The sequence below is a fragment of the Dolichospermum sp. UHCC 0260 genome (genome assembly GCF_009711985.1).
Taxonomy (GTDB): domain Bacteria; phylum Cyanobacteriota; class Cyanobacteriia; order Cyanobacteriales; family Nostocaceae; genus Dolichospermum; species Dolichospermum lemmermannii.
In genome coordinates this window covers 44,701-68,249 of sequence record NZ_VIKZ01000021.1, presented here as the reverse complement: position 1 = coordinate 68,249, position 23,549 = coordinate 44,701, and the positions used below count along the sequence as shown (strand labels likewise).

Here is a 23,549-nt window from a genome sequence, read left to right as displayed (position 1 = left end):
TGGGGTAGCACCCCTTCCATAATAGGCTTCGGCAAAGTTAGGATTAATGTTGAGAGCTTGATTGTAATCTGCTATTGCTCCTTCTTTATTTCCTAATTTAGCACGAGTAACACCTCGGTTGCTGTAGGCTTCGGCAAAGTTAGGATTAATGCTAATAGCTTGGTTGTAATCTGCTATTGCTCCTTGCCTATCTCCTGAATCAGAACGAGTAACACCTCGGTTGCTGTAGGCTTCGGCAAAGTTAGGATTAATGTTGAGAGCTTGGCTGTAATCTGCTATTGCTCCTTCCCTATCTCCCAATTCATAGCGGGCTACACCTCGGTTTTTGTAGGCGTTGGCAAAGTTAGGATTAATACTGAGAGCTTGATTGTAATCTGCTATTGCTCCTTGCCTATCTCCTAATTTAGCACGGGCTACACCCCGGTTTTTGTAGACTTCGGCAAAGTTAGGATTAATGTTGAGAGCTTGATTTAAATCAGCTATTGCTCCTTGCCTATCTCCTAAATCATAACGAGCAGCACCCCGGTTGTTGTAAAGTTCAGCAAGATTAGGATTCATCTTAATAGCTTGGGTGTAATCAGCTATTGCTCCTTGCTTATCTCCTTTTGCATACTTATCCGCAGCCAGAATAAAGAAATCATCAGCTTTCGGTGCAGTTGATACTCTCTCTGGAGGTGGAGTCACACCCACGTCTACCTCAGATTTAGCCGATAGTCTCAAAAAAGTATTAATAGGAATCCCCAAATTAAAACCTGATTTCACATAAGCAACTTCAAGATTAATCTTTGAAGTTGCTATCTCTGCTTCTGATTCATCTCCTTTTCCATGAACTCCTATTAATTCCCCTTGCTCATTAAACACAGGTCCACCACTCATCCCTGGTAATGTAATATTGCTGTACACCAAGGCATAGCCATCTTTAAGTGGTCTGGAAGCATTTGCGGTAATTTTCCCATCGGTGAAATTGTAAATTGAACTAGAAATAGAAGCAGCTTTGGCTTTTGGGAATCCTGCTACATAGGCGATTGTTCCTTCTGGAGATTGATCAGAATTACCGATTTTAGCAACTGCGTAATTATTGCTGCTAGTAAATTGAAAAGTAGCTAAATCTACTCCTGGTAGAGGTTTAACAGTGCTGTAGTTGAGTTGGTAGCGTTTACCATCTGGAGTGACTATTTCGGCTTTATTTTTACCAGCGACAACATGACTCGCAGTGAGAACGGTGTAAGTATTGCCTGAACGCTTAACAATTACCCCTGAACCGGGACTTTTACTATCAATTAAAACAGTGATTTGTTTAGCCATTTTTGCCACTTCACCGGAAGATAGTGCGAAGGCTATTTGCGGCTGTACTAGGGCGATTGATACCCCTATTAGTGCTGCTGGAATTGTGTATTTATAATTCATTGATTTTTTCTCCTCTTTCAAAATCTGGGATAATAAACTTGCTGCAATGTGAAAACCAGCCCGCCTCAGAATGAATTCTGAGTCTAATAGCGAAAGTCGTCTAAAGACGACTAAAAGAAATTTCTAGTCCGTTTTAACGGACTTTAGTTATTAGCCCTGAACTTGAGTTCGGGGCGGTTTATGTTTATAACGAAATCCGAATTAGATATCTCGAATTTCCCCATCATTTGCACAACCCTATCTATTGGTATAGCCCAACTTAAACGCACAATTTCCTGATGTAATTTTTCCTCTGCTTGCGAACCATCCAAAAACACAGAGGGAATATCCCATAAAGGATAAGCGTGCATTCCATTCACACCCACAACCTCACCCTGTTTATTCAATAAAGCACCGCCACTCATCCCCTTTTCTAAACGATTTGTATAGCCCACCTGATAACCAGCCTCTAAAGCTTTTGATAATATCAAAGATACCTTACCACCAATAAATACAAAGCTGATTTTTTCGCTTTCTTCTTCCATAGGAAACCCGGCAATAAATACCTGATCTCCTATTTTGGGAACAGTACCCAAATTTGCAACAGAATAGATTTTTTTAATAGTCGAAAATTGCAATATTGCCAAATCATAATTGTGAAAATTTACATTTTTTTGTACATCTGCTTGATAGATTTCCCCATCTGGTGTTTGAATACGATAGGGTGGATTATCTGCTCGCAAAACATGGGCATTTGTTAATACTGTATAAACTGAATTTTGTTTATTTAGTAATATTCCTGAACCCAAAAAATCTGTTGATAATATCTTGACAGTCATAGCGGCCGCTTTTTCCTGCAACTGTGCTGCTGATAATGGAATTGGCGATTGTGTTATGCTAGTTTTTTTGGCGGAAATACTGATACTTTCCGCCGAACTTGAAAGCAACATTGACAAACCGCCAATACAGGCGACAAATTTTAATATCCGCCAAATCATGTTAATTTAATCCGGTTCAACTGTGGCATTATCCAGGTAAAGCTGGAAGTCAATATTAATTGCGTCACCTGCACTTTCATCGACTGTTGTCTTACCAGCAGCTAAACCCCGACGGTCTAAGAGTCTGCGGAGAGTAGCACTGGGATTAACTCCACGTTTGAGAGTAAATAATAAATTATTACTTGTACAAGCAGTATTTTGGCTAGTACCAGCACAAACAACTGGTTCACCTCTGAGCGTCCCAGTGGTGATATTTTTCAGAGTACCGTTGTCATTACTCCTTTGAAATCTGCGCGATACTTCGTCACAACGACGTTGAGCAGTCCAAGGTGGTGGAAAGTAAGCATTAGAAGTCCAGCGAACTATTGTTACTTTTCTACTATCTTGAGTACGGACAAAGGTAACAGGTATACCTTTACTTTTGCCACAGTAAAAGGTCTCACCTTTAGCGTGGCTGGGTTGGTTGGTAGTCGCAATTGTCGTTAATGCTGTCAAGGAAGCGAGAATAACAATTTGCGTCAACCCTATCCACCCTTGACTAAATAACCTTTGTTTCATAACTTTAGGTAATTTTTGCGATATTAATTTAATACTGTTCTTATAATAAATTATATGTAAACATGAGCAAGTTTGGGCAACTCACGGACTAATTTATATTCAAAACGTCTTAATCGTGTGATTCTATAGTAGGGGTTTAGCACTGCTAAACCCCTACAAATCTAGGTTTTTCCTAATCTTGTAAAAGTTAATTTCCCAAGCGTGTTTAGTATATAGCAGAAAATAGAGTTCTCTTAATTATTCATTTTCATTAACTTGTGTAAAATTGACCTGTTCATATAAGTCACTCAAAGCAATCTGAAAATCTATTGTTTCTAATGTCAAAATATCCGATTCAGACTGTAATTCTGTGAATATCCATTTACTATCGTCGGTTTTCACATATTGCATAACATGATATTGATATTGATTAATTAAAATATATTCTTTAAATTCAGGGATAGAACGATAGTACATGAATTTATCACTTTGGTCATAATTGCTAGTTGATTTAGATAAAACTTCAGCAATTAATAAAGGATTCATGACAGTAGTTGTATTTGCACCTGTGTAAATAGGTTCTCCTTGAATTACCATGATATCAGGGTATGTATGTTGACGATAACGCGGTATCCACAAACGCACATCACCAATATACACATCATAATTTTTCTTCTTTAACGCAAATTTCAGATAAGCATAAAAGTTACCTGCTATTTTATTATGATTTGTTGTTCCTCCAGTCATAGGGATAATTTCTCCGTCTCGGTATTCGCTTTTATATTCTGCTTTCTCTTCTAGTTCTAAATATTCTTCTGGGCTGTAATACCGTGTTTGTGTTTGCATAATATCAACAGAGAGTTAATTATTGTGATATTAGTAATATTCTATCATACACTAATGTTATACTCGTGTAAGTTCATTTTTGTTAATGTTCATGAAATTTCCTCTAAAAATATAACAAAATATCTAAATAACTTAATGATGAGGTAAAGACAATGGTAACAGTATCAATTAAAGATGAATACATCGAAGTTTTATCTGCATTAGGATATTTACAAGAATCAATGAATTTGGCTCTTAAACAATATTTCTATTTTTCCTCCCTCTGTGTTCTCTGTGCCTCTGTGGTTCGTTTATTTATTTAAATTATTTTTTAGAAATCATAGATTAACTTTTTCCACAAAAAAAAGGTGAGCTTTTACAGCCCACCCCACAAAATCAGAAAATATCCTGTGATAATTAACCTAACAAAGCCTCAGCTTTAGCTAAAACATTATCAACAGTGAAGCCAAACTTCTCCAAACAAATACCACCAGGAGCAGAAGCACCAAAAGTATCAATACTTACAGTGTCGCCTTCGCTACCGATATATTTGTGCCAGCCGAAACTACTAGCAGCTTCTACAGATAGACGCTTAGTAACAGCTTTAGGAAGAACAGATTCTTTGTAAGCTGCATCTTGTGTGTCAAACAAGGTTGAAGAAGGCATAGAAACAACGCGAACCTTCTTACCGACCGCAGTTAATTTTTCCGCTGCACTAACGCAGAGACTGACTTCTGAACCAGTACCAATCAAGATGATATCTGGTGTACCTTCAGAATCAACAATTGTATACGCACCCTTAGCGACACCTGCAATGGATGTACCTGCTAAGTTAGGAACGTTTTGACGAGTGAACGCCAATAAAGTAGAAGCGTTTGCTTTAGACTTCTCAATTGCGACTTTGTAACCACCAGAGGTTTCATTTCCGTCAGCGGGACGAATTACGGTTAAATCAGGAATAGCCCGCAAAGAAGCGAGAGTTTCAATGGGTTGGTGAGTAGGACCATCTTCACCTTGGCCAATGGAGTCGTGAGTCATGACCCAAATTGAACCAGCTTCGGAAAGAGCAGCCAAACGAATCGCAGCCCGCATATAATCGGTAAAGATTAGGAAGGTTGCACCGTAAGGAATCAAACCTGAGTTATGCAATGCCATACCATTACAGATTGCACCCATTGCGTGTTCCCGTACCCCAAAGTGGATGTTACGGTTAGCGAAATGTCCTTTTTGGAAATCCCCAGCGCCTTTGAGTTCGGTGAGGTTGGAGTGGGTTAAGTCAGCAGAACCACCAATTAACTCAGGTAAAACAGCCCCTAGTTTGTTGAGGCAGTTTTCTGAGTGTTTACGGGTAGGTAATGCTTTATCTTCGGTTGTGTAGGTAGGTAATACTTGATCCCAACCTTCTGGTAATTTGCCGCTAATGAAACGGTCAAATTCAGCCGCTTCTTGGGGGTATTTAGCTTTGTAACCAGCATAAACTGTGTTCCATGCGGATTCGTAACCAGCACCGCGTTCTACTGCTTTGCGAGTATGATTAAGGGCATCTTCAGGAACTACAAAAGCGTCATATTCCCAACCTAAATTTTTGCGGGTGGCGATGGTTTCTTCTGGACCCAAAGCCGCACCGTGAATACCAGCGGTATCTTGTTTGTTGGGAGAACCATAACCAATGGTGGTTGTCACCTTAATCATGGTGGGTTTGTCGGTGACAGCTTTTGCGGCTTCAATGGCTTGGGCAATTCCGGCTAAATCGGTGTTACCATCTTTAACGTGGAGAACGTGCCAACCGTAGGATTCAAAGCGTTTAGAAACATCTTCAGTGAAAGCTACATCTGTAGAACCATCAATGGAGATGTGGTTGTCGTCATAAAGAGCAATGAGTTTACCTAATCCCCAGTGTCCGGCAATAGAAGCAGCTTCACCGGAAATACCTTCCATGTTGCAACCATCACCAAGAATTACATAGGTGTAGTGGTCAACAATTGTGGCATCAGGCTTGTTAAACTTAGCAGCTAGGTGTGCTTCGGCTACTGCTAAACCAACTGCATTGGCAATTCCTTGACCTAAGGGGCCTGTTGTAACTTCTACACCGGCTGTGACAAAGTTTTCGGGGTGGCCTGGGGTCTTAGCACCCCATTGACGAAATTGCTTGATGTCGTCTATGGTAACGCTATCGTAGCCTGTTAGGTACAGTAGGGCATACTGCAACATTGAACCATGACCAGCGGACAAAACAAAGCGATCGCGGTTGAACCACTGGGGATTTTTGGGGTTATAGCGCATGAAGCTATCCCAAAGCACAAAAGCCATTGGAGCCGCGCCCATCGGTAGTCCTGGGTGTCCTGATTTAGATTTTTCTATGGCATCTACAGCCAAAAAGCGGATCGAATTAATACAAAGTTCTTGGATGGATTGGGTTGCAACAGCCATAATCTCTTTATTGTTAACGACGGGTTAGGACTCTTTTTAGCTTTTTCTTGCTGGGGTCATTATAAAGTGATCCCACTTTCTTCATCATCTCATTCCCAATTGTCAATGGACAAGGGGGATATTCTGAGTTCTTGGTGATGAATAAAGCCGATAATTTGGTTATCCTAAACTAACTGTTCAGTTAGGAATGATCTCTATCATACTTGCCACAGGTTCACTTCTTTAAAAGCTAACCACTAGCAAAATTATTTGGGGATCAATAATACAAGTCGTGGTAATGGGTGATTAGGTTATTAACGTCACCTGTCACCTAATACCTGACTAGGAAGTATCTTTAGGGATTAAATTTCTTGAAGGCTAGGGTAACATTATGACCACCAAAGCCAAAGGAATTAGATAGAGCTACCTCTACTACTTGAGCGCGACTGGTATGGGGGACATAATCTAGATCACATTCTGGATCAAGATTTTCGATGTTGATGGTGGGGGGAATTTGATCATGAGCGATCGCTAAAATTGTCGCTACAGCTTCAATCCCACCAGAACCGCCTAACAGGTGTCCTGTCATGGATTTAGTAGAACTGATGGCTACTTTATACGCATGATCTCCCAAAGCTTTCTTAATCGCCGCGGTTTCATTCACATCATTAGCTGATGTACTAGTTCCATGAGCATTGATGTAACTAACCATTTCCGGTGTCAGTGACGCATCTTTTAAAGCTAACTCAATCGCTCTGGCTGCACCTAAACCACCGGGAACAGGAGAAGTCATGTGATAAGCATCACAGGTCATCCCATAACCAACAATTTCCCCATAAATCCTTGCGCCCCGGCTGAGGGCGTGTTCTAATTCTTCGAGAATTAAAATTCCTGCTCCTTCACCCATGACAAAGCCATCACGATCACGATCAAAGGGACGACAAGCATGAGCCGGATCATCATTGCGGGTGGACAGGGCGCGAGCAGCCGCAAATCCTGCCACTGACAGGGGTGTAACTGCGGCTTCACAGCCACCGCAAATCATGGCTGTGGCATATCCGCCTTGAATTTGACGAAAAGCATCGCCGATAGAATTAGAACCCGCAGCACAAGCTGTTACAGAGCAGGAATTTGGACCTTTTGCCCCAGTATGAATTGCTGTTAATCCTGCTGCCATATTGGCGATCATCATGGGAATCATGAAGGGACTACAACGACTAGGACCTTTATTAGGATCTAAGTAAATGGTTTGTTGGTCTTCTAAAACTTTAATTCCACCAATTCCCGAACCGATAATTACACCAACTTGTTCAGCGTTGAGATCATCAATTACTAAACCTGAATCAGCAATAGCTTGTTTAGCTGCTGATACACCCAATTGGGCAAACCGATCCATCCTCTTGGCTTCTTTGCGATCTAAGTAAGTGTGTGGATCAAAGTTTTTGACTTCACCCGCAATGCGGCAACTATGTTTAGAAGCATCAAAGGCGGTGATATAGTCAATCCCATTTCGTCCGCTTAATAATCCTTCCCAATATTCGGCTGGTGTGTTACCAATGGGTGTAATCGCGCCCACACCTGTTACAACAACGCGGTTACGTTTATAGTCTGTCATGATTGCATTAAATATGGCGAAAAAGCAGCAGGGGGAAACAATTAAGAGGGCTGAGTTCCGAGTTAAGTATTCTTAGTTAAGACTATACTGTTTGCTCAATATTATGGACTTTTGGTGCTTTTTTTGAAGTCAAACTTACAGTTTAGACACTTAACACTCATCTAAGGACGGGTTTATCCAGTTAATTTGTATACTCTTAAAGTATTTGTTTAAACCCGTCAATGCTGAATCAAAATTTGCCTATGGAGATGCAGTAGCGTGACTAGAGATATAATCCACAGTGTCTTGAACAGTTTTAATTTTTTCAGCCGCTTCATCAGGAATGTCGATATCAAATTCTTCTTCCAAAGCCATAACTAACTCCACTGTATCTAGGGAATCAGCCCCTAAATCATCAACAAAATTGGCTTCTAGTGTAACCGTATCCGCATCCTCTATGCTAAGTTGCTCAACGATAATTTTTTTAACTTTTTCAAAAGTTGCTGCTTGGCTCATAAATAAAAGTCCTTAACAAGTTGCTATGATTTGCTCTAAATGAACAAAGTTTTTTTTGGGCATATACATCTTATCGGAAAGGGTGAACCTGAGTATAGGTTCTATCATTAAAACTGAGGATTAAAGATGAAGGAGATCCTGGAAATGAGAGATAAAGGTTTAATAACCACAGTAACCACCCAATTAATCAATCCTCATCACCTCTAAACAATAAACCAACTATACTTTTATGCTATCTAAACCGCTAAAATACGCTTACTATCCAGGCTGTGTAGCTCAAGGGGCTTGTAGGGAACTGTATATATCAACTCAATCTCTCACTCAAGCCTTGGGTATTGAATTGGTTGAACTGAAAAAAGCCTCTTGCTGTGGTTCAGGCACATTTAAAGAAGATTCTCAACTACTAGAAGATACCGTTAATGCCAGAAATATCGCGTTAGCAGAATCATTAAATCTCCCTTTACTTACCCATTGCAGCACTTGTCAAGGTGTTATTGGTCATGTTGATGAACGATTAAAAGAATGTCAATCAACAAATCCTGATTACGTGAATAAGGTTAATGGTTTATTAGAAAAAGAAGGCTGTTCTCCTTATCGGGGGAGTACAGAAGTTAAACATCTTCTTTATGCTTTAGTCACAGATTATGGTTTAGAGGAAATTACTCAGCGTGTTACCAAGAAATTAAGTGGATTAAAATGTGCAGCTTTCTATGGCTGTTATCTGCTTCGCGCTCAGAAATCCATGCCCTATGATGATCCTTTTAAACCCGAAGCAATGGAAAATGTATTTCGGGCAGTAGGGGCGACACCTGTATATTATCGTGGCAGAACTCAATGCTGTGGTTGGCCTTTATCTAGCTATGCGACAACCGAATCTTTCCAAATGGCGGGAAATCACATCCAAGAAGCTTTAAATAATGGTGCTGATTGTATTGTCACACCATGTCCTTTGTGTCATTTGAATTTAGATTCTCGTCAACCAGAGGTAGAAAAAGTAATTGGGGAAAAGTTAGGTTTACCGATTTTACACTTACCCCAGTTAATTGCTTTAGCTTTAGGTGTCAGTCCCAAAGAATTGGGTTTAGACAGACATATTGTGTCTACAAAACCCATTTTAGAAAAATTAGGTTGGTAAAATATCACCGAGAATTTAGGAGAATTTAGATCCCCGACTTCTTAGAGAAGTCGGGGATCTGTGGATCACTCATTTTTACCAATCACCGATTTTTGATATTCTTCCTCACTAATTAAATCATGATTATTTTCCACACGATCTAAAAATACTAATCCTTCTAGATGATCATATTCATGTTGAAAAATTCTGGCAACAAAATCCGTTAATTCTTGTTTTTGTAAATTGCCATAACGGTCTGTATACTCAACTTCAATTGTTTGATATCTAGGGACTAAACCCCTAATTCCAGGAACACTTAAACAACCTTCCCAACCTTTAACCATTTCCGAAGAATGGGCAATAATTCGGGGGTTGATCATTGCGGTCGGCTGCATTTCTGGTGCGTGGGGATATCTGGCATTAGGACGGGAAGCAACGATAAATAAACGGTAGGATGCTGCTATTTGTGGTGCTGCAATTCCCACCCCATTAGCTTGAGCAACTGAGGTAATTAGTTCATCAATGAGGTTTTGAATTTCTTGATTTTGAATATTCTCAACCGCAACAGCTTTTTGTCGTAATATCGGATTACCTAATTTAATGATTGGCGTTAATAACATTTTCAAATCTCTATATTTTTCTCATACCAAATTTCATAAATATCGCCGTTTTGACGATTATACCATTGATGATGTGCGATCGCCTTCCTTCCGTCGCCTTGTACCTCGCACGAGTTATGGAATTAAACGAAGCACTGCACAGCCAGAGAACACGGAAGAACATGGAACCATGTCCAATCAAATCAATTTGATCAGAACCACCTAACCACCTGGGAATAAATTCCCAGTCTCATAGCAAAAGTCATCTCAAGATGACTAAAAGAACTAAAAAATTTTTTGCCTAAATTTAGCTGAAACAGCAAGAAGCCTCACACCTGCCCGATAGGGAGGTGTTGAGATGAATTGCGTAGCGTAGCGTGCCGTAGGCTTGTGAGTTGACGACAGTCTTCCGACCAATGCCGTAGGCGTTCGCGGTAGCGTCTCGTAGAGAGGAAGGAAGACATGGAGGAAATGAGCAAAATATTTTAAATTTGGTATAATAGATTTGGTTGACTTCACCCCTATTGGTGTCTGATAAGCCTCTGTCCAATAGCATTGCGATTATTGGTAAGCGACGACCTTGCACAGCATAGAAGCAAGTAGGCACATCTTGATTAATACAAATCACCTCCGGGTTTGTCCTATAGCGCGAATAAGCCAGCATCTCATCCAGGACAGTAAAATTTGTAGGGTACAAGGTAAGAAATTGCATAGTCTGCGGAGGGGCTTCTCGTGGACTTAAAACAAAGCTCAGTCAATGTCTTCATAGAAGAGTCGCGCTCGTTGCCTACACTGTATGCTTGCATCAGTGTAGGAGTATGTCACTTAGTTTACTTTAGTAAACTTGAGCTATTAGCCTGGAAATTCATTTCCAGACGGGTCTGTAAGCCAAACAAATAAGCCATTAATAACTGAGGTTGCATAAGTATATGGTATCTGTGGCTGAATTTACCCCTATCTAATACGAATACTGTTCGCTTCGCTTTGTCGCTTTGTGGAACTCAGTTACACAAATCTAGCTAATAATTCCTCACGGGATAATTGTAAAAGCAAAGGAGTAAATTCTTCTCTCTTCATAGCAATCAGAGGGTTGATAATTGCTGCTAATTGTGAATCAACTTCCCCAAAACGCACTTGCAAGATACTTTCAATCATAGCGCGTCTTTCTCTTTCTATCCCTCTATCAAGTCCTTCTTGTCGTTCTTGTTTTTTAATCTCTTCTAACTGTTGTTGATACATTTGGGATAATTTCATAATTAACTCCTGATCATCTTGATCAATATCGTGTTCCTGACGCTGACGAGTGGATAACACAGCAATTAAGTTATGTACTAATTCTATAATATCCCCAAGGAACGGACTATTATTTGCTAGTGCTTCTAATTCTTCCACTGCTTGTCTTTGTACTTTTCCTCTCCCTAAAACCCGTAAAAACAGTGTTTCGGGTGTACTGGGTAGTTGATGAATCACCACAACTACGGTTTTTAATCCTGTTGATAAAAAATAAATGCCTTTTCCCCAGTTTGTTTCATCTAGAGTACCATTAAAGCTCTCTAGTATATCTACCGATGCTGTTGGCGTAAAAATCCATAGTTGGGCTAATTCAGTTTCATTGATTCGCGTCTCATTGCGTTTAGCTTGCCGTTCTAAATCCGCATGAATGTCAAATAATTTACCTATACAACTGCGAATTTCACTTCTGCTGACAGGATTACGGAATGGTTCAAATATGGCATAATTTGTGGCCATTCTCCCCAGTAATCCTAGTTTTTCTAGGCTTTGTGTCGGTTGGGGTGAAGGAATAAATAAAATTGTCAATTTGTCTAACTTCTGCGGTAATATCTTTACTGGTTTCTACTTGTCCATAAGGTGTTAATAGTTCTGTTAGATATTGTTTTGCGAATTGATCATGTATAAAGCGCGTCATCTGCTTTTAATTCCTGTTTCCATCCTGTTCATCCTTTAATTCTGGATATTATCTCGACTTCGCTCGATAACCACCTGATTCTGAGAGTTTCTAAGGAATTTTATTCCTTGTTAACTGGTAAAGGTGCAGGTTTAACTAAAAATTGAGAAACTTTACCATTACGATCTACTTGCACTTGTAAAGGAATGCCAATTTTACTATTTTCTACTAATTTTTGGACTTCATCAACTTTCAAAACTGGTTGATTATTAATACTCTTTATAACATCTCCTGGACGCAATCTAGTGTGTTAATTCTGAATCCCTTATCCCATAAGACTTCATGCACAAAATGTGTCGCATATTTTTGAGAAAGTGCCTGGAACAGATGCTTTCGGTGTAAACTACGGTAACACCAATAATTTCCCAGTAAATCGCTCCAAAGCACACAAAATTAATATACTAGCGAGCGCCTGCTCCATGACTATCATCCCATAAAACCACAGAAAAGGATCATGACAATGAGTACAGAATATCATGTCCAACTTATTCAAGCAGATAACACCCAAACCTTAATAATTCCTCAAGAATTAAACCTATCAACAACAGAAGTAATTATCCGACAAGAAGACGGAAAACTGATCATAGAACCCTATCAGAAAAAATCCCTCCTGGAAATTTTTGCCACCTTAGATGATATTGAAGAAGATTTTCCCAATGTTGATGAAGGATTATTACCCCTAGATGATATTGAACTATAAAAATGTCTTATTCTTACTTACTCAACACTAATATACTCTCTGATTTTATTAAACACCCAACAGGGAGAATTTTTTCTCAAATTCAAGATGTTGGTGAAGAAAAAATTTGTACCAGTATTATTGTAGCTTGTGAATTACGATTTGGCGCGGAAAAAAGCAATTCATTCCGATTAAAACAAAGAATTGAACTAGCTTTTAGCATTATTCCTGTATTGCCATTAATGGCGGATGTAGATCATAATTATGCCACAATTCGCACACATTTAGAACGTCAAGGAACGCCCATTGGTAGTAATGATTTATTGATTGCTGTGCAAGCGTTCACTCTAAATCTAACTCTCGTTACTGCCAATGTTCGTGAATTTTCTCGCGTTCCTAATTTAAAAGTAGAAAACTGGCTTAAATCTGATTAAGAAAGCTATGAGAAATGAAGAATAAACACAAAAATCACCTGAATTAAAAATTTTGGCGTTGCATAATATGGCGATCGCCATCTGGGCTATTAGCAACGCGAAGTTTTATCAGTTTTGAGAATCTGGGCAGGAAATCCGGGACAACTAACCAAATATCAATTTTCTTTATTAATTGGTAAAGGTGCAGGTTTAACTAAAAATTGAGAAATTTTGCCATTACGATCTACTTGCACTTGTAAAGGAATGCCAATTTTACTATTTTCTACTAATTTTTGGACTTCATCAACTTTCAAAACTGGTTGATTATTAATACTCTTTATAACATCTCCTGGACGCAATCCAGAAACCGCTGCGGGTGAATTAGCAACAATCCTGATTAAGAGGATTCCTTCATTTGCAGATAAATTTATTTTATCGCCAAATCTGGCAATGATTTTTTCCTTAACTTCAGGTGTGAGTGTGACCATTTGTATGCCTAAATAGGGATGATCAACTCTACCTTTAGCAATTATTTCCTCAGCAATTTTTTGGGCAGTATTAATAGGAATAGCAAATCCTAAACCTTGAGCGCCTTGAATAATTGCTGTATTCATCCCAATGACTTCACCACGGTAATTTAGTAATGGTCCACCGGAGTTCCCAGGATTAATTGCTGCATCTGTTTGCAGATAATCAACACGCTTATCACTTGCACCGATATCACTACTAGAACGATCTGTGGCGCTGATAATTCCAGAGGTGACAGTATTATTTAAACCCAAGGGATTACCAATAGCGATAACGGCTTCTCCTGGTTGCAAAGTATCCGACTTACCTAAAGCTAGGGCGGGTAAGTTATTAGCTTCAATTTGAATTACAGCCACATCCGTTACCACATCTTCACCTAATACCTTACCTTTAAAAGTCCGGCCATCTTTGAGAGTAACTGTAACTAAATCAGCACCGTCGACAACGTGGGAATTAGTTAAAATTTGCCCAGATGAATTAATGATAAATCCCGAACCGCTACCTCTTTCTACTCTTTCTCTTTGTTGAGAAGGGATTCTATTGCCAAAAAAGCCGCGAAAAAAGGGATCAGAAAATTCGTCTGGTGCTTGAGTGGTAACGGTTCTCGTTGAATCAATGCGAACAACTGCACCTCCTACTTTTTGTACGACTTTGACAACAAAGTTAGGATCTCCAGAAGCGGAAAAAATCGCGGGAGGAGCAATTTCTGTGGTGGGTGCAGTAGTTTTTTGTGATTGAGCATGACTAGGTTCTATTTCTGAGGTGGTTTTCTTGAGACTGGTACAACCTCCCAGCATGAAAACTGCTACACCACAGACTGCAATCCATTTTTTCCCTTTATTTCCCAAGTTTTGGCGTAAAAATCTAGTATTAATATTTTTAGCTGCTAGGTTATAATTATTGATCTTCATCATGTGATTATTGCTCCGTATTCGTTAGTAGTGCTAGGATACTGGCTACCCCTGGTTTTTATCAGGATAATTATATAGCCTCCTATTTGATTTATGTATCTTTAGAGTAGTTCAGATTCCCGACTTCTTTTTTGGCTTGTAAATAAATTATGAATTGAAATCAGAAGTTGGGGATCTTATTGTATGTGATTACAAATTAGGAATTAGGAATTACGGATAAAGGTGGCGTTAATGGAAATTCCCATAGATGGTTTGTGGAATCATGTATTAGAGCGTTTACAGTTAGAGTTAGCTCCTCCTACCTTTGAAACTTGGATTAAGACAGCTAAAGCACAGCAGCTAGAAAACAACTGTTTGGTAATATATGCTCCTAATCCTTTTGCTCGCAATTGGCTGCAAAAATATTACATTCATACTATTGCTAATGTAGTCCAAGATATTGTGGGTTATCCCATCGAAATTTATATTACTGTAGTTGAAGATGAGGAAGTTTCTCATTTGGGTAAACAGGAACTGGGGGGGAAATTACCAGCAATAAATCATATTTTGGCAAATGCTCCGATAAATACGCAAAAGACTTCAGATTTAAATTCTAAATATGTTTTTTCGCGGTTTGTGGTCGGCGCTAACAATCGCATGGCTCATGCTGCTTCTTTAGCTGTAGCCGAATATCCGGGGAGGGAATTTAATCCGTTATTTTTATGTGGTGGTGTGGGTTTGGGGAAAACTCACTTAATGCAAGCTATTGGTAATTATCGCTGGGAAATCTGTCCTAATTCTAAGATATTTTATGTGTCTACGGAGCAGTTTACAAATGATTTAATTACTGCTATTCGTCAAGATAGTATGCAAACTTTCCGCGAACATTATCGGGCTGCTGATATGTTGTTAGTTGATGATATTCAATTTTTGGAGGGGAAGGAATATACTCAAGAGGAATTTTTTCATACTTTTAATACTTTACATGAGGCAGGTAAGCAAGTTGTAATTGCTTCAGATCGTCCTCCTAATCAAATTCCCAGTTTACAAGAACGGTTGTGTTCCCGGTTTTCTATGGGGCTAATTGCGGATATTCAAACCCCTGATTTAGAAACCAGAATGGCGATTTTGCAGAAAAAAGCTGAATATGAAAATATTCGTTTACCACGGGAGGTAGTTGAATATATTGCTTCTAATTGTACTTCTAATATCCGTGAGTTGGAAGGGGCATTAATTCGGGCTTTGGCTTATATTTCTATTTGGGGTTTACCTATGACTGTGGAAAATCTTGCTCCCATTCTCGGAACTCCTAGCCAGAAAATAGCCACAACTCCAGAGATAATCTTAAATATAGTCGCTGATGCTTTAAATGTTTCTATTGAGGACTTAAAAAGTAATTCCCGTCGTCGGGAAATTAGTTGGGCTAGACAAATCGGAATGTATTTAATGCGACAACTTACAAATTTGAGTTTACCCAAAATAGGGGAGGAGTTTGGTGGTAAAGATCATACGACGGTGATGTATAGTTGTGAAAAGATTACCCAGTTACAAGAAAGTGATCAGAGTTTAGTTCAAACTTTACACCAATTGAGCGATCGCATTCAAATGGCGACTCGTTCCCTAAAATAGAATTAATTTTCTGGATGTTTTCCACAACCAAGAAACTAATTTATCAAATTCAAATCTCTCTTATTCAGTCCGAATTTTAAGAAAAATATAATAAATGATTAATTTTTATTTAAAATTGCGGTAAAAATCCAATTTTTTACCGAAAAGCTGTGGAAAACTTTAATTTATTATTTATGAGTTTCATGGAGGATCATTATTTTGTAAAAATTGAGGATGGGTTTTCCACAGTTTTTCCACAGGGAAGCATCAATAATACTTATCTTTTTAGATCAGGAGCATTGACAAATGGACGAATTTATGGATGCGGCAATTTTGGAAGCTCAACAAGGTAGACAAGAAGGGGGAATTCCCATTGGTTCTGTGCTGGTTAAGGATGGTAAAATTGTCGGCCGCGGACACAATAAGCGCGTGCAAGACGGTGATCCTGTGACTCATGCGGAAATTGATTGCCTCCGCAATGCAGGGAGAATTGGTAACTACAGAGGTACAATACTTTACTCTACATTAATGCCTTGTTATTTGTGTGCTGGTGCTGTGGTGCAATTTGGCATTAAAAAAGTTATTGCTGGAGAATCAAAGACTTTTTCGGGTGCGAAGGAGTTTATGGTATCTCATGGTGTGGAAGTAGTGGATTTAAATTTAGATGAATGTGAACAAATGATGAGTGATTTTATTACGACTAACCCGGAACTTTGGGATGAAGATATTGGTTGCGATTCGTTGTTGGTTGAATAACGGTAATCAGTCTGTACATACAAGCATAATTCAAGTTAAAATAATAAATAGAGTTCAAGTTAAAAATATGACTCACATCACATCAAAAAAAGTGGTAAGAAGAGGAAGAATTTTTCCGGAATTGATTATAGCACCAGAAGAATTAGCTAGACGAGAAGCGGAAGATGAAATATTTTATCAACGTTGTCGGGCAATTTTTAATCGTGTCCGTTCTGAATATATCGAAAGTCACTATGGTTGGTATATTGCCATAGAACCCAATAGTGGGGAATATTTAATTGATCAGGATAATATTCAAGCTCATAAAAAAGTCCTTCAAAAATATCCAAAGGCTAAAAATTATGTGTTTTGCTTAAATGAAACAGGAACGACTGGGAGAATATGATTCAGGGAAATTTTGGTAGTGAGGGGCAGCTATTTTTTGAGATTGATTTGATTACTGCTGATGGGTTAAATCTACCTGTAGATGCGATGTTAGATACAGGATTTACCAAGTTTATGGCAATTAATACTCAAGATTTGGATGGACTGGATTGGGTTTTTCTTGGTAATGAACCTATGCAAACAGCACAAGGTGAGTCAAGATTTAATATTTATTTAGGTTTGGGTTGAATATTTTTATTTCGCGCAAAGTCGCAAAGGAGCAAAGACGCAAAGGAAGAATTGCAAGAACAAAGGTTTTTGTAATGTTACCTATTGACATGAGGTGTTATCGGTTGCGTTTCGGTTATTATTAGGACAAAAAATAGGTTATGAGCATCCTTATGGATGGTTGAGCGTATTTGATGCTGATGAATTGCAAGAGTTTATTAAAGAAGTGAGTGAGGCTTTTCGCTTAACTGATACTTCTAATGAGGCTTGGGATTTGATTGATGCTACTATTCATGAATGGCATGAAAGTTCTATAGCTATTATTACTCCTGAGTTGGCAGCAGCTTTTAATGATGAAAATAAAGAGGGAAAATCATGTTAAAATTTATGTTCAAATAATGATAAAAGTTGCAATTAAGCACAATTTAAGTTAAAATAATAACTAGAGTTCAAGTTAAAAATATGACTCACATCACATCAAAAAAAGTGGTAAGAAGAGGAAGAATTTTTCCGGAATTGATTATAGCACCAGAAGAATTAGCTAGACGAGAAGCGGAAGATGAAATATTTTATCAACGTTGTCGGGCAATTTTTAATCGTGTCCGTTCTCAATATATCGAAAGTCATTATGGTTGGTATATTGCCATAGAACCAAATAGTGGGGAATATTTAATTGATCAGGATAGAATGCAATCTCATAAAAGAATGTTGGAAAAATATCCTCAAGCTAGACACTTCGTTTTTTGTTTGAATGAAACGGGGACAACTGGCACAATATGATAGAGGGTTACTTTGGAGAAAATGGGCAATTATTTTTTGAGATTGAATTAGTTACTAATGATGGCTTGAATCTTGCTGTAGATGCCCTATTCGATAGTGGTTTTGCAGGTTTTATGGCTATTAATACACAAGATTTAGATGGTTTAGAATGGTTGTATAGTGGGGAGGAAATGTTACGGACTGCTAAAGGTGAATCAAAATTTCAGATTTATTTAGGTCAAGTGATATTAGACGGAAAGCAGTATCAAATTCCTGTGAATGTGGGTAAAGGCATTAATGAAATTTTATTGGGTTCTGAGTGGTTGAAGTTGTTGCGTTTGGTGGTGGATTTTCCAGAGAATATTTTAACTTTGGGTTGAATATTTTTATTTCGCGCAAAGTCGCAAAGCAGCAGAGACGCAAAGAAAGAGAAGTGTTATAAAATATATATAGGTCAAATACCAGGATAAATTATGCCTACTCAAATTAATGCTCCTCCTGCTATTGATTATGCACCTCTGGAATTACAAGGGGAATTAATTGCTATGCAAGAATTAACAATTGAGGAATTATTAACTATTGCTCAAAGTCAAATTCCAGAAAGTCAGCAAGAATTACATTTTCAACTGTTAGAAAAAAATCAAAATAATCAATTAAGTGAATCTGATAGGTTATTGTTGAAATCGTTGCGGGTGAGTGCTGATTATTTAATGTTAAAAAAAGCTTATGCCTATGCACTTTTAAAGTGGCGAGGGTTTTCTCTTCCAGATTTTGAGCAATTAGTATAATACCAGTGTCATCTATTTCTAAATCTCTTCGTCAACAAGTTATTAATGAGGCTGGTTATAGATGTGAATATTGTCGCACTTCTAGCCGGTTAACAGGTATGCCTTTAGTTATGGATCATATTTTGCCTAGTTCATTGGGGGGAAATGATGAGCGAGAAAATTTAGCTGCTTGTTGTTATCGTTGTAATGAGTTTAAAGGAGCGAAAATAACAGCTAATGATCCTGTAAAGAATGAATCTATATCTTTGTTTAATCCTCGTCTACAAAGATGGTTAGATCATTTTCAATGGGCAAATGGTGGTACTCATATTATTGGGATAACTGCTATTGGCAGAGCGACAGTTTTAGCTTTACGATTAAATAATGAAGATGTTGTCCAAGCTAGGGCTATTTGGATTAGTTTAAGTTGGCATCCTCCTAATGATTAATGATGGGGATTTTTGGGGTTTTTGTGTCATGCAAAGACGCAAAGTTTTAATCTTGTGCAAAATCAGTAAATTGTCTGATATGAGGCGCTCTAAAAGCTAAAACTATATCGCTTTTTGGTACTCCTAATTCTACCAATTCATTAGCTACCCCTTCCTCAGTTAAATCTCTCTGAATCCAGATTTTTCCATCTTTAATATCTACATGAATCATTGTACCATAGGTTCTATTTTCACCTTCCCAACCTATATGAATTACTAGATAGCGATTTCTTTGAATATCAAATATTAACTCGATTTCTGTTCCTTCAGACCAATGACCGTCTGTATGTGTTGCTAACACTTGTTGTACTAATTCAGGGTAATCTAATTTTTCCATAACATTGGGAACTGGTTTAATTTCTGCAATTGCTTTACCTGCTTCAATGATAATAATGCTTTCTCCTGCTGCTACTTGGTGAAGATAGCTAGTGAAGTTTTTCTGGATTTCATCAATGGTTACGGTTAGCATGAGATGATGATTTAGGAATGCTTCTAGTATAGCAATGATCAAGATTTTTTATTTTATGTAAAGACGCAAAAAATCTAAACCGATGCAAAACCTGTAAACTGTCTCACATAAGGTGATCTAAAACCTAAAACAATATCTGTTTTCGGAACACCTAACTCTACTAATTGATGAGGAATTCCTTCTTCTGTAAAGTCCCTTTCAATCCAAATTTTACCATCTTTAATACTAATATGAATGGGAAACCAGTAAATTCTCTTTTCATCTTTCCATCCTGTAACCAATAATAAATAAACATCCCTTTCTGTATCAAAAACAAGTTCGAGATTTTCTGAATCTTCTACACATTCTTCTTGTGCATACTTTTGAATGAAATTTTTAACTATTTCTCGATAATCTAACTTTTCCATAGTAAGATTTCCTCTCTTTTTACATCAAACACTAATAACTTAATGTCATAAGTCTGTAAAACAGTTTGAATAAAAGAATCTAGAAAAAATCCTTCATATATATCTTCAGATATAGCTAGATATAATATCCTGTGAGGATCTTTCTGTGTTAATACTACCTTATAATTCAAAAACTGACCAATAGCTGTATGAAATTCAGAAATGGCTGAAAGTCCTATAAAACTTTTTACCTCTACGGCTATTTTTTGATTATCTTTCTCCGCAGTAATTAACTTTTCTGCACCTAAGTCTATTCTCACTTTAACTTTTTCAGTAAGTTCAAAAGATAAAGGATCATGAGTAATTAGCCAATTATCTTTTTCTAAAGCTAACCTAACTGCATTGTGAAAAAAGTCTTTTGCTGACATAAGAAGTTAAAGTGATATTTTATCTTAGATTATACCTAATTTGTTAAGTTGTTAATTTACAAACTATGAAGTTATGAAGCTATCTGATAAATTACAGGTTTATATCTTGCTTCGGGAATTGGTTTACCTTCTATTTCCGCAGCTTCTAACCAAGCAGCTTTAGCTTTGAGAACTTCTTGCAGTGCTTCTTCTTCAGTTAAACCAAATCCTGAACAATATTTTAAATCAGGAATATCAGCAATATAACCTTCATCTTCTTGACTGTAGAAAATATTAATGTGATAGTGTTTCATTATTCATTCTCCATAGTTAAGGAATATTTTTCAATTAATATTAAAAATTGACGAACCTGATAAGGAATAGCTTTACCATTGCGATTTTGTAAGTTAATAAGTTCGGGGATACTTGGATATGTAAAAATGTGATGACTACCGTTAATACGTGACAGGGAAAAACCAAAGGCTTCAACTAAAGTAACTAAATCATCGAATTGAAGATTTTTAGATCCTGAAAGAACTTTCTCTAGTAATTTACGTTTTTTTGACATTGCTTTATTTTATCATTTTTTTACATTAAATTCTATCCTATTCTCATTATTCTTTACTTAGTAATAATTCGTAGGTTGGGTTAAGCAAAGCGCAACCCAACGCAATAAAATTATAAAGATGTTGGGTTTCGTTCCTCAACCCAACCTACCACTTGATGAAGTTTTAATATGCAAATTAAATGTGTTTTAGCTTAATATAACAAACATCCTGTTAAAAAATATCACGCGACACTGTTCTTAGGTTGCCCCTTCGTAATACCGAAGCATACTGAAACCCGAAGGAAAAAAACTATATCTATGGGGCGTAGCCCCCATAAAAAATCACATTAGATTCCACCTTCGTAAACAGGAAGCTTTCATCATGGTAACTACATACTTACTCGCCGAACGGCGTTAGCCAGGAGACTAAGAATTAGCTTGAATACAGGGGGCGGCGCTCCACCGCCCAAATGCAAGGTTGTTTTACCTGTTGACAATGGCGCGTGACAATTAAAGTATAAAACATTGAATGTATAAAAAGCAAGTTTTTTTAGAAGGGAGGATCATCTGTATCGCCAAAAGAGAATTGTTCTAGTTGTAAGATTATCAAGTAGTGTAAAAATTCTAATAGTTCTTCGTCTGTTAAGTCTTGAAGATATTTTTTATTATAAGTTTCTTGCAGATATTGCCGTTTTTTAATTTTATTAAATCTCACTTCTCGAAGTTTATCATTAATCTGTTTTATAATATTAGATTGAGTCAAAAGCTCTTGATGAACTAATACAATCTTTTCCCGTTTACGGACATATTTTTCTTTAATTCGGTGTATCTGTTCTATAAATTTACCAGCTTTTTCTGGATTTACCATTGAAACAAAATTAGCAAAACCTTCAATTGCGGCAATAATATCCTTAGACTGTCCCCAAGTATAATTTTGCAACCCATCTTTTTCAATTTTATAAAGAACTGCACGAAAGGTTTTAAGTTTATCTCTAGGGATATTAAGTTTTTCATTAACTATCACACCAGTTACTTCTTGTCTACGATAATTGCGAACTACCCTAGTTTTATTTTCATTAATTTCAAAGTCTTCTTTTTTAACAATCAAATTGGTAAGTTTCAGAATATTATTGACATTCACAAGACTTTCACCAGAAGCAGAAAAAGTTAAATCATCAGCATAGCGAGTATAATCAAAACCATATTGTTTAGCCATAAAGGTTAATCTCCTATCTAACCTACGACAAAGAATATTTGTAATTGCTGGACTACTTGGTGCGCCTTGGGGTAAATAACGATCTGTCCATGATAGTAAACTATTAATTTGTCCGTTTATTTCAACGTATTTAATTTTTGGTTCTGTGCAAATCAACGCGAAAATTGTTGAGGCTGTTTCCGAATATCCAAAGGATTTAAAAAGTCCCTTAACTCGTTTATAAGAAATTGAAGGGAAAAAATCTTTGAGATCAATGTTAATAATTACTTCTTTCCCTACATGAATCTGTGCATTTGTAACTATAGAGTGTTTCAGGCGGAAACCGTGAGCAGCATCATGTAGTTCTAGTTTTTCAAGAATATTATCAAGAATCCAATTCTGAGCTTTTTTTAATAATTTTTTTGGTGCGGAAATTTGCCGATATCCACTCGGTTTTTTGGGTATTTGAAAACGAATGTAGTGATCATCTTTGCGGGAAAAAGCCAGAAATCGCAATCCTTTAACACTAATTCCCATAGCTTGAGCAATTTCTTCATGGGAATTATATGTAGGTAAGTTTTTATTTTCTAATCTTTCTTGATTAAACTGGGAATTTTCAGCCCGCTTTTTTAGCAATAACTCAATAGTTTGTAATCGGCTAGAAAGGAAATTTTCCAATTTATTTAATTCGGATGATATTAAATCATAGATTTCTTGTTCTAAGTGCCAAGTACCTTTATATTCAATATAAGAAAATTCATCATTATCATTATTTTTATTATTAGAAAAATGCGAATAATCTTTTCCAATTAAATTTTGAAGTTTTTGAAAGATATTTGTATACTCTTGATCAGCTATAAGTGTATCAGCTTTTTTTAAATCAGCAATTGCGCCTTGATCATCTCTTTGTTTCCTAAGAACTAAACCTCTGTAGTGATAAGCTTGATAACAATTTGAATCAGTAGAAATAATTTTGTTAAAACAATCAATAGCTTCGCTATATTTATTTTCTTGGTATAGAGAAATTCCTATAGTTATCAGATGATTAGTGTTCATATTATTTGTAAATGCAACTGATTGGAGATTTATCAGTAAAATATTGATTACATGATATCTTCTATT

General features: G+C 37.2%; 28 protein-coding genes and 3 pseudogenes. 14 read left to right on the top strand and 17 right to left on the bottom strand.

Features of this window, described 5'->3' with window-relative positions; all coding sequences use genetic code 11:
- The 4 genes from FJR08_RS10510 to FJR08_RS10495 all read right to left on the bottom strand — a co-directional run.
- Window positions 1-1,407: tetratricopeptide repeat-containing serine protease family protein (locus tag FJR08_RS10510; RefSeq protein ID WP_168633127.1), on the bottom strand; the 1,407-nt coding region annotated here is incomplete at its 3' end.
- 143 nt (window positions 1,408-1,550) lie between these two features.
- The gene (locus tag FJR08_RS10505; RefSeq protein ID WP_168633126.1) at window positions 1,551-2,384 is read right to left on the bottom strand and encodes a serine protease; all 834 of its coding nucleotides are present in this window, start codon (window positions 2,382-2,384) and stop codon (window positions 1,551-1,553) included.
- Window positions 2,385-2,390: 6 nt separating this feature from the next.
- Window positions 2,391-2,942 (bottom strand): COP23 domain-containing protein, encoded by a 552-nt coding sequence (locus tag FJR08_RS10500; RefSeq protein WP_168633125.1) that lies wholly within the window; start codon window positions 2,940-2,942, stop codon window positions 2,391-2,393.
- A gap of 237 nt (window positions 2,943-3,179) precedes the next feature.
- Window positions 3,180-3,767: a Uma2 family endonuclease gene (locus FJR08_RS10495; protein ID WP_148762988.1), complete on the bottom strand. Its 588-nt coding sequence runs from the start codon at window positions 3,765-3,767 to the stop codon at window positions 3,180-3,182.
- Window positions 3,768-3,919: 152 nt separating this feature from the next.
- Here FJR08_RS10495 and FJR08_RS10490 point away from each other — a divergent pair, with 152 nt between their 5' ends.
- Window positions 3,920-4,069: a hypothetical protein gene (locus tag FJR08_RS10490; protein ID WP_158310555.1), complete on the top strand. Its 150-nt coding sequence runs from the start codon at window positions 3,920-3,922 to the stop codon at window positions 4,067-4,069.
- Between the two features lie 94 nt (window positions 4,070-4,163).
- Here FJR08_RS10490 and tkt read toward each other — a convergent pair whose 3' ends face one another.
- The 3 genes from tkt to acpP all read right to left on the bottom strand — a co-directional run bounded on the left by tkt (window position 4,164) and on the right by acpP (window position 8,265).
- On the bottom strand, window positions 4,164-6,176 hold the full coding sequence (gene tkt, locus FJR08_RS10485; protein ID WP_168633124.1) for a transketolase: 2,013 nt from the start codon (window positions 6,174-6,176) through the stop codon (window positions 4,164-4,166).
- Between the two features lie 334 nt (window positions 6,177-6,510).
- Entirely contained in the window at window positions 6,511-7,770 is a 1,260-nt protein-coding gene (gene fabF, locus FJR08_RS10480) for a beta-ketoacyl-ACP synthase II (RefSeq protein ID WP_168633123.1), read from the bottom strand.
- 240 nt (window positions 7,771-8,010) lie between these two features.
- Window positions 8,011-8,265 carry an acyl carrier protein gene (gene acpP / locus FJR08_RS10475; protein WP_015081592.1) on the bottom strand — a complete coding sequence of 85 codons (255 nt, stop codon included), beginning with the start codon at window positions 8,263-8,265 and terminating at the stop codon, window positions 8,011-8,013.
- Window positions 8,266-8,494: 229 nt separating this feature from the next.
- Between acpP and FJR08_RS10470 the strand changes: the two genes are divergently transcribed.
- Window positions 8,495-9,400, top strand: a complete 906-nt coding sequence (locus FJR08_RS10470; protein WP_015081593.1) for a CoB--CoM heterodisulfide reductase iron-sulfur subunit B family protein — start codon at window positions 8,495-8,497, stop codon at window positions 9,398-9,400.
- Window positions 9,401-9,465: 65 nt separating this feature from the next.
- Here the strand turns inward: FJR08_RS10470 and def are convergent, their stop codons facing one another.
- Window positions 9,466-9,999 carry a peptide deformylase gene (def, locus tag FJR08_RS10465; protein ID WP_168633122.1) on the bottom strand — a complete coding sequence of 178 codons (534 nt, stop codon included), beginning with the start codon at window positions 9,997-9,999 and terminating at the stop codon, window positions 9,466-9,468.
- Between def and FJR08_RS23215 the strand changes: the two genes are divergently transcribed.
- Window positions 9,980-10,204 carry a hypothetical protein gene (locus FJR08_RS23215; RefSeq protein ID WP_217357507.1) on the top strand — a complete coding sequence of 75 codons (225 nt, stop codon included), beginning with the start codon at window positions 9,980-9,982 and terminating at the stop codon, window positions 10,202-10,204. The genes def and FJR08_RS23215 overlap by 20 nt on opposite strands.
- A gap of 779 nt (window positions 10,205-10,983) precedes the next feature.
- Here FJR08_RS23215 and FJR08_RS10460 read toward each other — a convergent pair.
- Both FJR08_RS10460 and FJR08_RS10455 read right to left on the bottom strand, forming a co-directional pair.
- Window positions 10,984-11,905, bottom strand: a pseudogene (locus FJR08_RS10460) (hypothetical protein).
- Between the two features lie 100 nt (window positions 11,906-12,005).
- Window positions 12,006-12,185 (bottom strand): annotated as a pseudogene (locus tag FJR08_RS10455) (PDZ domain-containing protein); the annotation flags it as partial.
- A 219-nt stretch (window positions 12,186-12,404) separates the two neighbouring features.
- Here FJR08_RS10455 and FJR08_RS10450 point away from each other — a divergent pair.
- The gene (locus FJR08_RS10450) at window positions 12,405-12,644 is read left to right on the top strand and encodes an antitoxin (protein ID WP_168633131.1); all 240 of its coding nucleotides are present in this window, start codon (window positions 12,405-12,407) and stop codon (window positions 12,642-12,644) included.
- A 2-nt stretch (window positions 12,645-12,646) separates the two neighbouring features.
- Window positions 12,647-13,057 (top strand): type II toxin-antitoxin system VapC family toxin, encoded by a 411-nt coding sequence (locus FJR08_RS10445; protein ID WP_168633121.1) that lies wholly within the window; start codon window positions 12,647-12,649, stop codon window positions 13,055-13,057.
- 155 nt (window positions 13,058-13,212) lie between these two features.
- On the opposite strand, the gene FJR08_RS10440 is transcribed toward FJR08_RS10445, so the two are convergent.
- Window positions 13,213-14,478 carry an HhoA/HhoB/HtrA family serine endopeptidase gene (locus tag FJR08_RS10440; RefSeq protein ID WP_371415552.1) on the bottom strand — a complete coding sequence of 422 codons (1,266 nt, stop codon included), beginning with the start codon at window positions 14,476-14,478 and terminating at the stop codon, window positions 13,213-13,215.
- 228 nt (window positions 14,479-14,706) lie between these two features.
- On the opposite strand from FJR08_RS10440, the gene dnaA reads away from it, so the two are divergent.
- The 9 genes and pseudogenes from dnaA (at window position 14,707) to FJR08_RS10395 (ending at window position 19,384) form a co-directional block, all read left to right on the top strand.
- Window positions 14,707-16,083, top strand: a complete 1,377-nt coding sequence (gene dnaA, locus FJR08_RS10435; protein ID WP_148759635.1) for a chromosomal replication initiator protein DnaA — start codon at window positions 14,707-14,709, stop codon at window positions 16,081-16,083.
- Between the two features lie 285 nt (window positions 16,084-16,368).
- Window positions 16,369-16,818 carry a nucleoside deaminase gene (locus tag FJR08_RS10430; protein ID WP_015077982.1) on the top strand — a complete coding sequence of 150 codons (450 nt, stop codon included), beginning with the start codon at window positions 16,369-16,371 and terminating at the stop codon, window positions 16,816-16,818.
- A 67-nt stretch (window positions 16,819-16,885) separates the two neighbouring features.
- Window positions 16,886-17,203: a hypothetical protein gene (locus FJR08_RS10425; RefSeq protein WP_168633120.1), complete on the top strand. Its 318-nt coding sequence runs from the start codon at window positions 16,886-16,888 to the stop codon at window positions 17,201-17,203.
- Window positions 17,200-17,421 (top strand): annotated as a pseudogene (locus FJR08_RS10420) (aspartyl protease); the annotation flags it as partial. The gene FJR08_RS10425 and the pseudogene FJR08_RS10420, both read left to right, overlap by 4 nt.
- Window positions 17,422-17,524: 103 nt before the next feature.
- Window positions 17,525-17,791, top strand: coding sequence for a hypothetical protein (locus FJR08_RS10415; protein ID WP_254435731.1), 267 nt, complete (start codon window positions 17,525-17,527; stop codon window positions 17,789-17,791).
- 80 nt (window positions 17,792-17,871) lie between these two features.
- Window positions 17,872-18,189, top strand: a complete 318-nt coding sequence (locus FJR08_RS10410; protein ID WP_168633119.1) for a hypothetical protein — start codon at window positions 17,872-17,874, stop codon at window positions 18,187-18,189.
- Complete coding sequence (locus FJR08_RS10405) at window positions 18,186-18,548, top strand: hypothetical protein (protein ID WP_015077984.1); 363 nt, start codon at window positions 18,186-18,188, stop codon at window positions 18,546-18,548. The genes FJR08_RS10410 and FJR08_RS10405 overlap by 4 nt, the downstream gene beginning before the upstream one ends.
- Window positions 18,549-18,641: 93 nt before the next feature.
- Entirely contained in the window at window positions 18,642-18,956 is a 315-nt protein-coding gene (locus FJR08_RS10400) for a hypothetical protein (protein ID WP_168633118.1), read from the top strand.
- 5 nt (window positions 18,957-18,961) lie between these two features.
- Window positions 18,962-19,384 carry an HNH endonuclease gene (locus FJR08_RS10395; protein ID WP_015077986.1) on the top strand — a complete coding sequence of 141 codons (423 nt, stop codon included), beginning with the start codon at window positions 18,962-18,964 and terminating at the stop codon, window positions 19,382-19,384.
- Window positions 19,385-19,430: 46 nt separating this feature from the next.
- Here the strand turns inward: FJR08_RS10395 and FJR08_RS10390 are convergent, their stop codons facing one another.
- The 6 genes from FJR08_RS10390 to FJR08_RS10365 form a co-directional block, all read right to left on the bottom strand.
- Window positions 19,431-19,760: a XisI protein gene (locus FJR08_RS10390; RefSeq protein ID WP_168633129.1), complete on the bottom strand. Its 330-nt coding sequence runs from the start codon at window positions 19,758-19,760 to the stop codon at window positions 19,431-19,433.
- A 206-nt stretch (window positions 19,761-19,966) separates the two neighbouring features.
- On the bottom strand, window positions 19,967-20,299 hold the full coding sequence (locus FJR08_RS10385) for a XisI protein (RefSeq protein ID WP_168633117.1): 333 nt from the start codon (window positions 20,297-20,299) through the stop codon (window positions 19,967-19,969).
- Window positions 20,287-20,706 (bottom strand): XisH family protein, encoded by a 420-nt coding sequence (locus tag FJR08_RS10380; RefSeq protein ID WP_168633116.1) that lies wholly within the window; start codon window positions 20,704-20,706, stop codon window positions 20,287-20,289. Before FJR08_RS10380 ends, FJR08_RS10385 begins: the two co-directional genes overlap by 13 nt.
- Window positions 20,707-20,777: 71 nt before the next feature.
- Complete coding sequence (locus tag FJR08_RS10375; RefSeq protein WP_148759659.1) at window positions 20,778-20,999, bottom strand: type II toxin-antitoxin system HicB family antitoxin; 222 nt, start codon at window positions 20,997-20,999, stop codon at window positions 20,778-20,780.
- A complete protein-coding gene (locus FJR08_RS10370; protein ID WP_168633115.1) occupies window positions 20,999-21,253 on the bottom strand; it encodes a type II toxin-antitoxin system HicA family toxin in 255 nt (84 codons plus the stop codon). The genes FJR08_RS10375 and FJR08_RS10370 overlap by 1 nt, the downstream gene beginning before the upstream one ends.
- Window positions 21,254-21,782: 529 nt before the next feature.
- Window positions 21,783-23,483 carry a reverse transcriptase family protein gene (locus FJR08_RS10365; RefSeq protein ID WP_148759664.1) on the bottom strand — a complete coding sequence of 567 codons (1,701 nt, stop codon included), beginning with the start codon at window positions 23,481-23,483 and terminating at the stop codon, window positions 21,783-21,785.
- Between the last annotated feature and the right edge of the window lie 66 nt (window positions 23,484-23,549).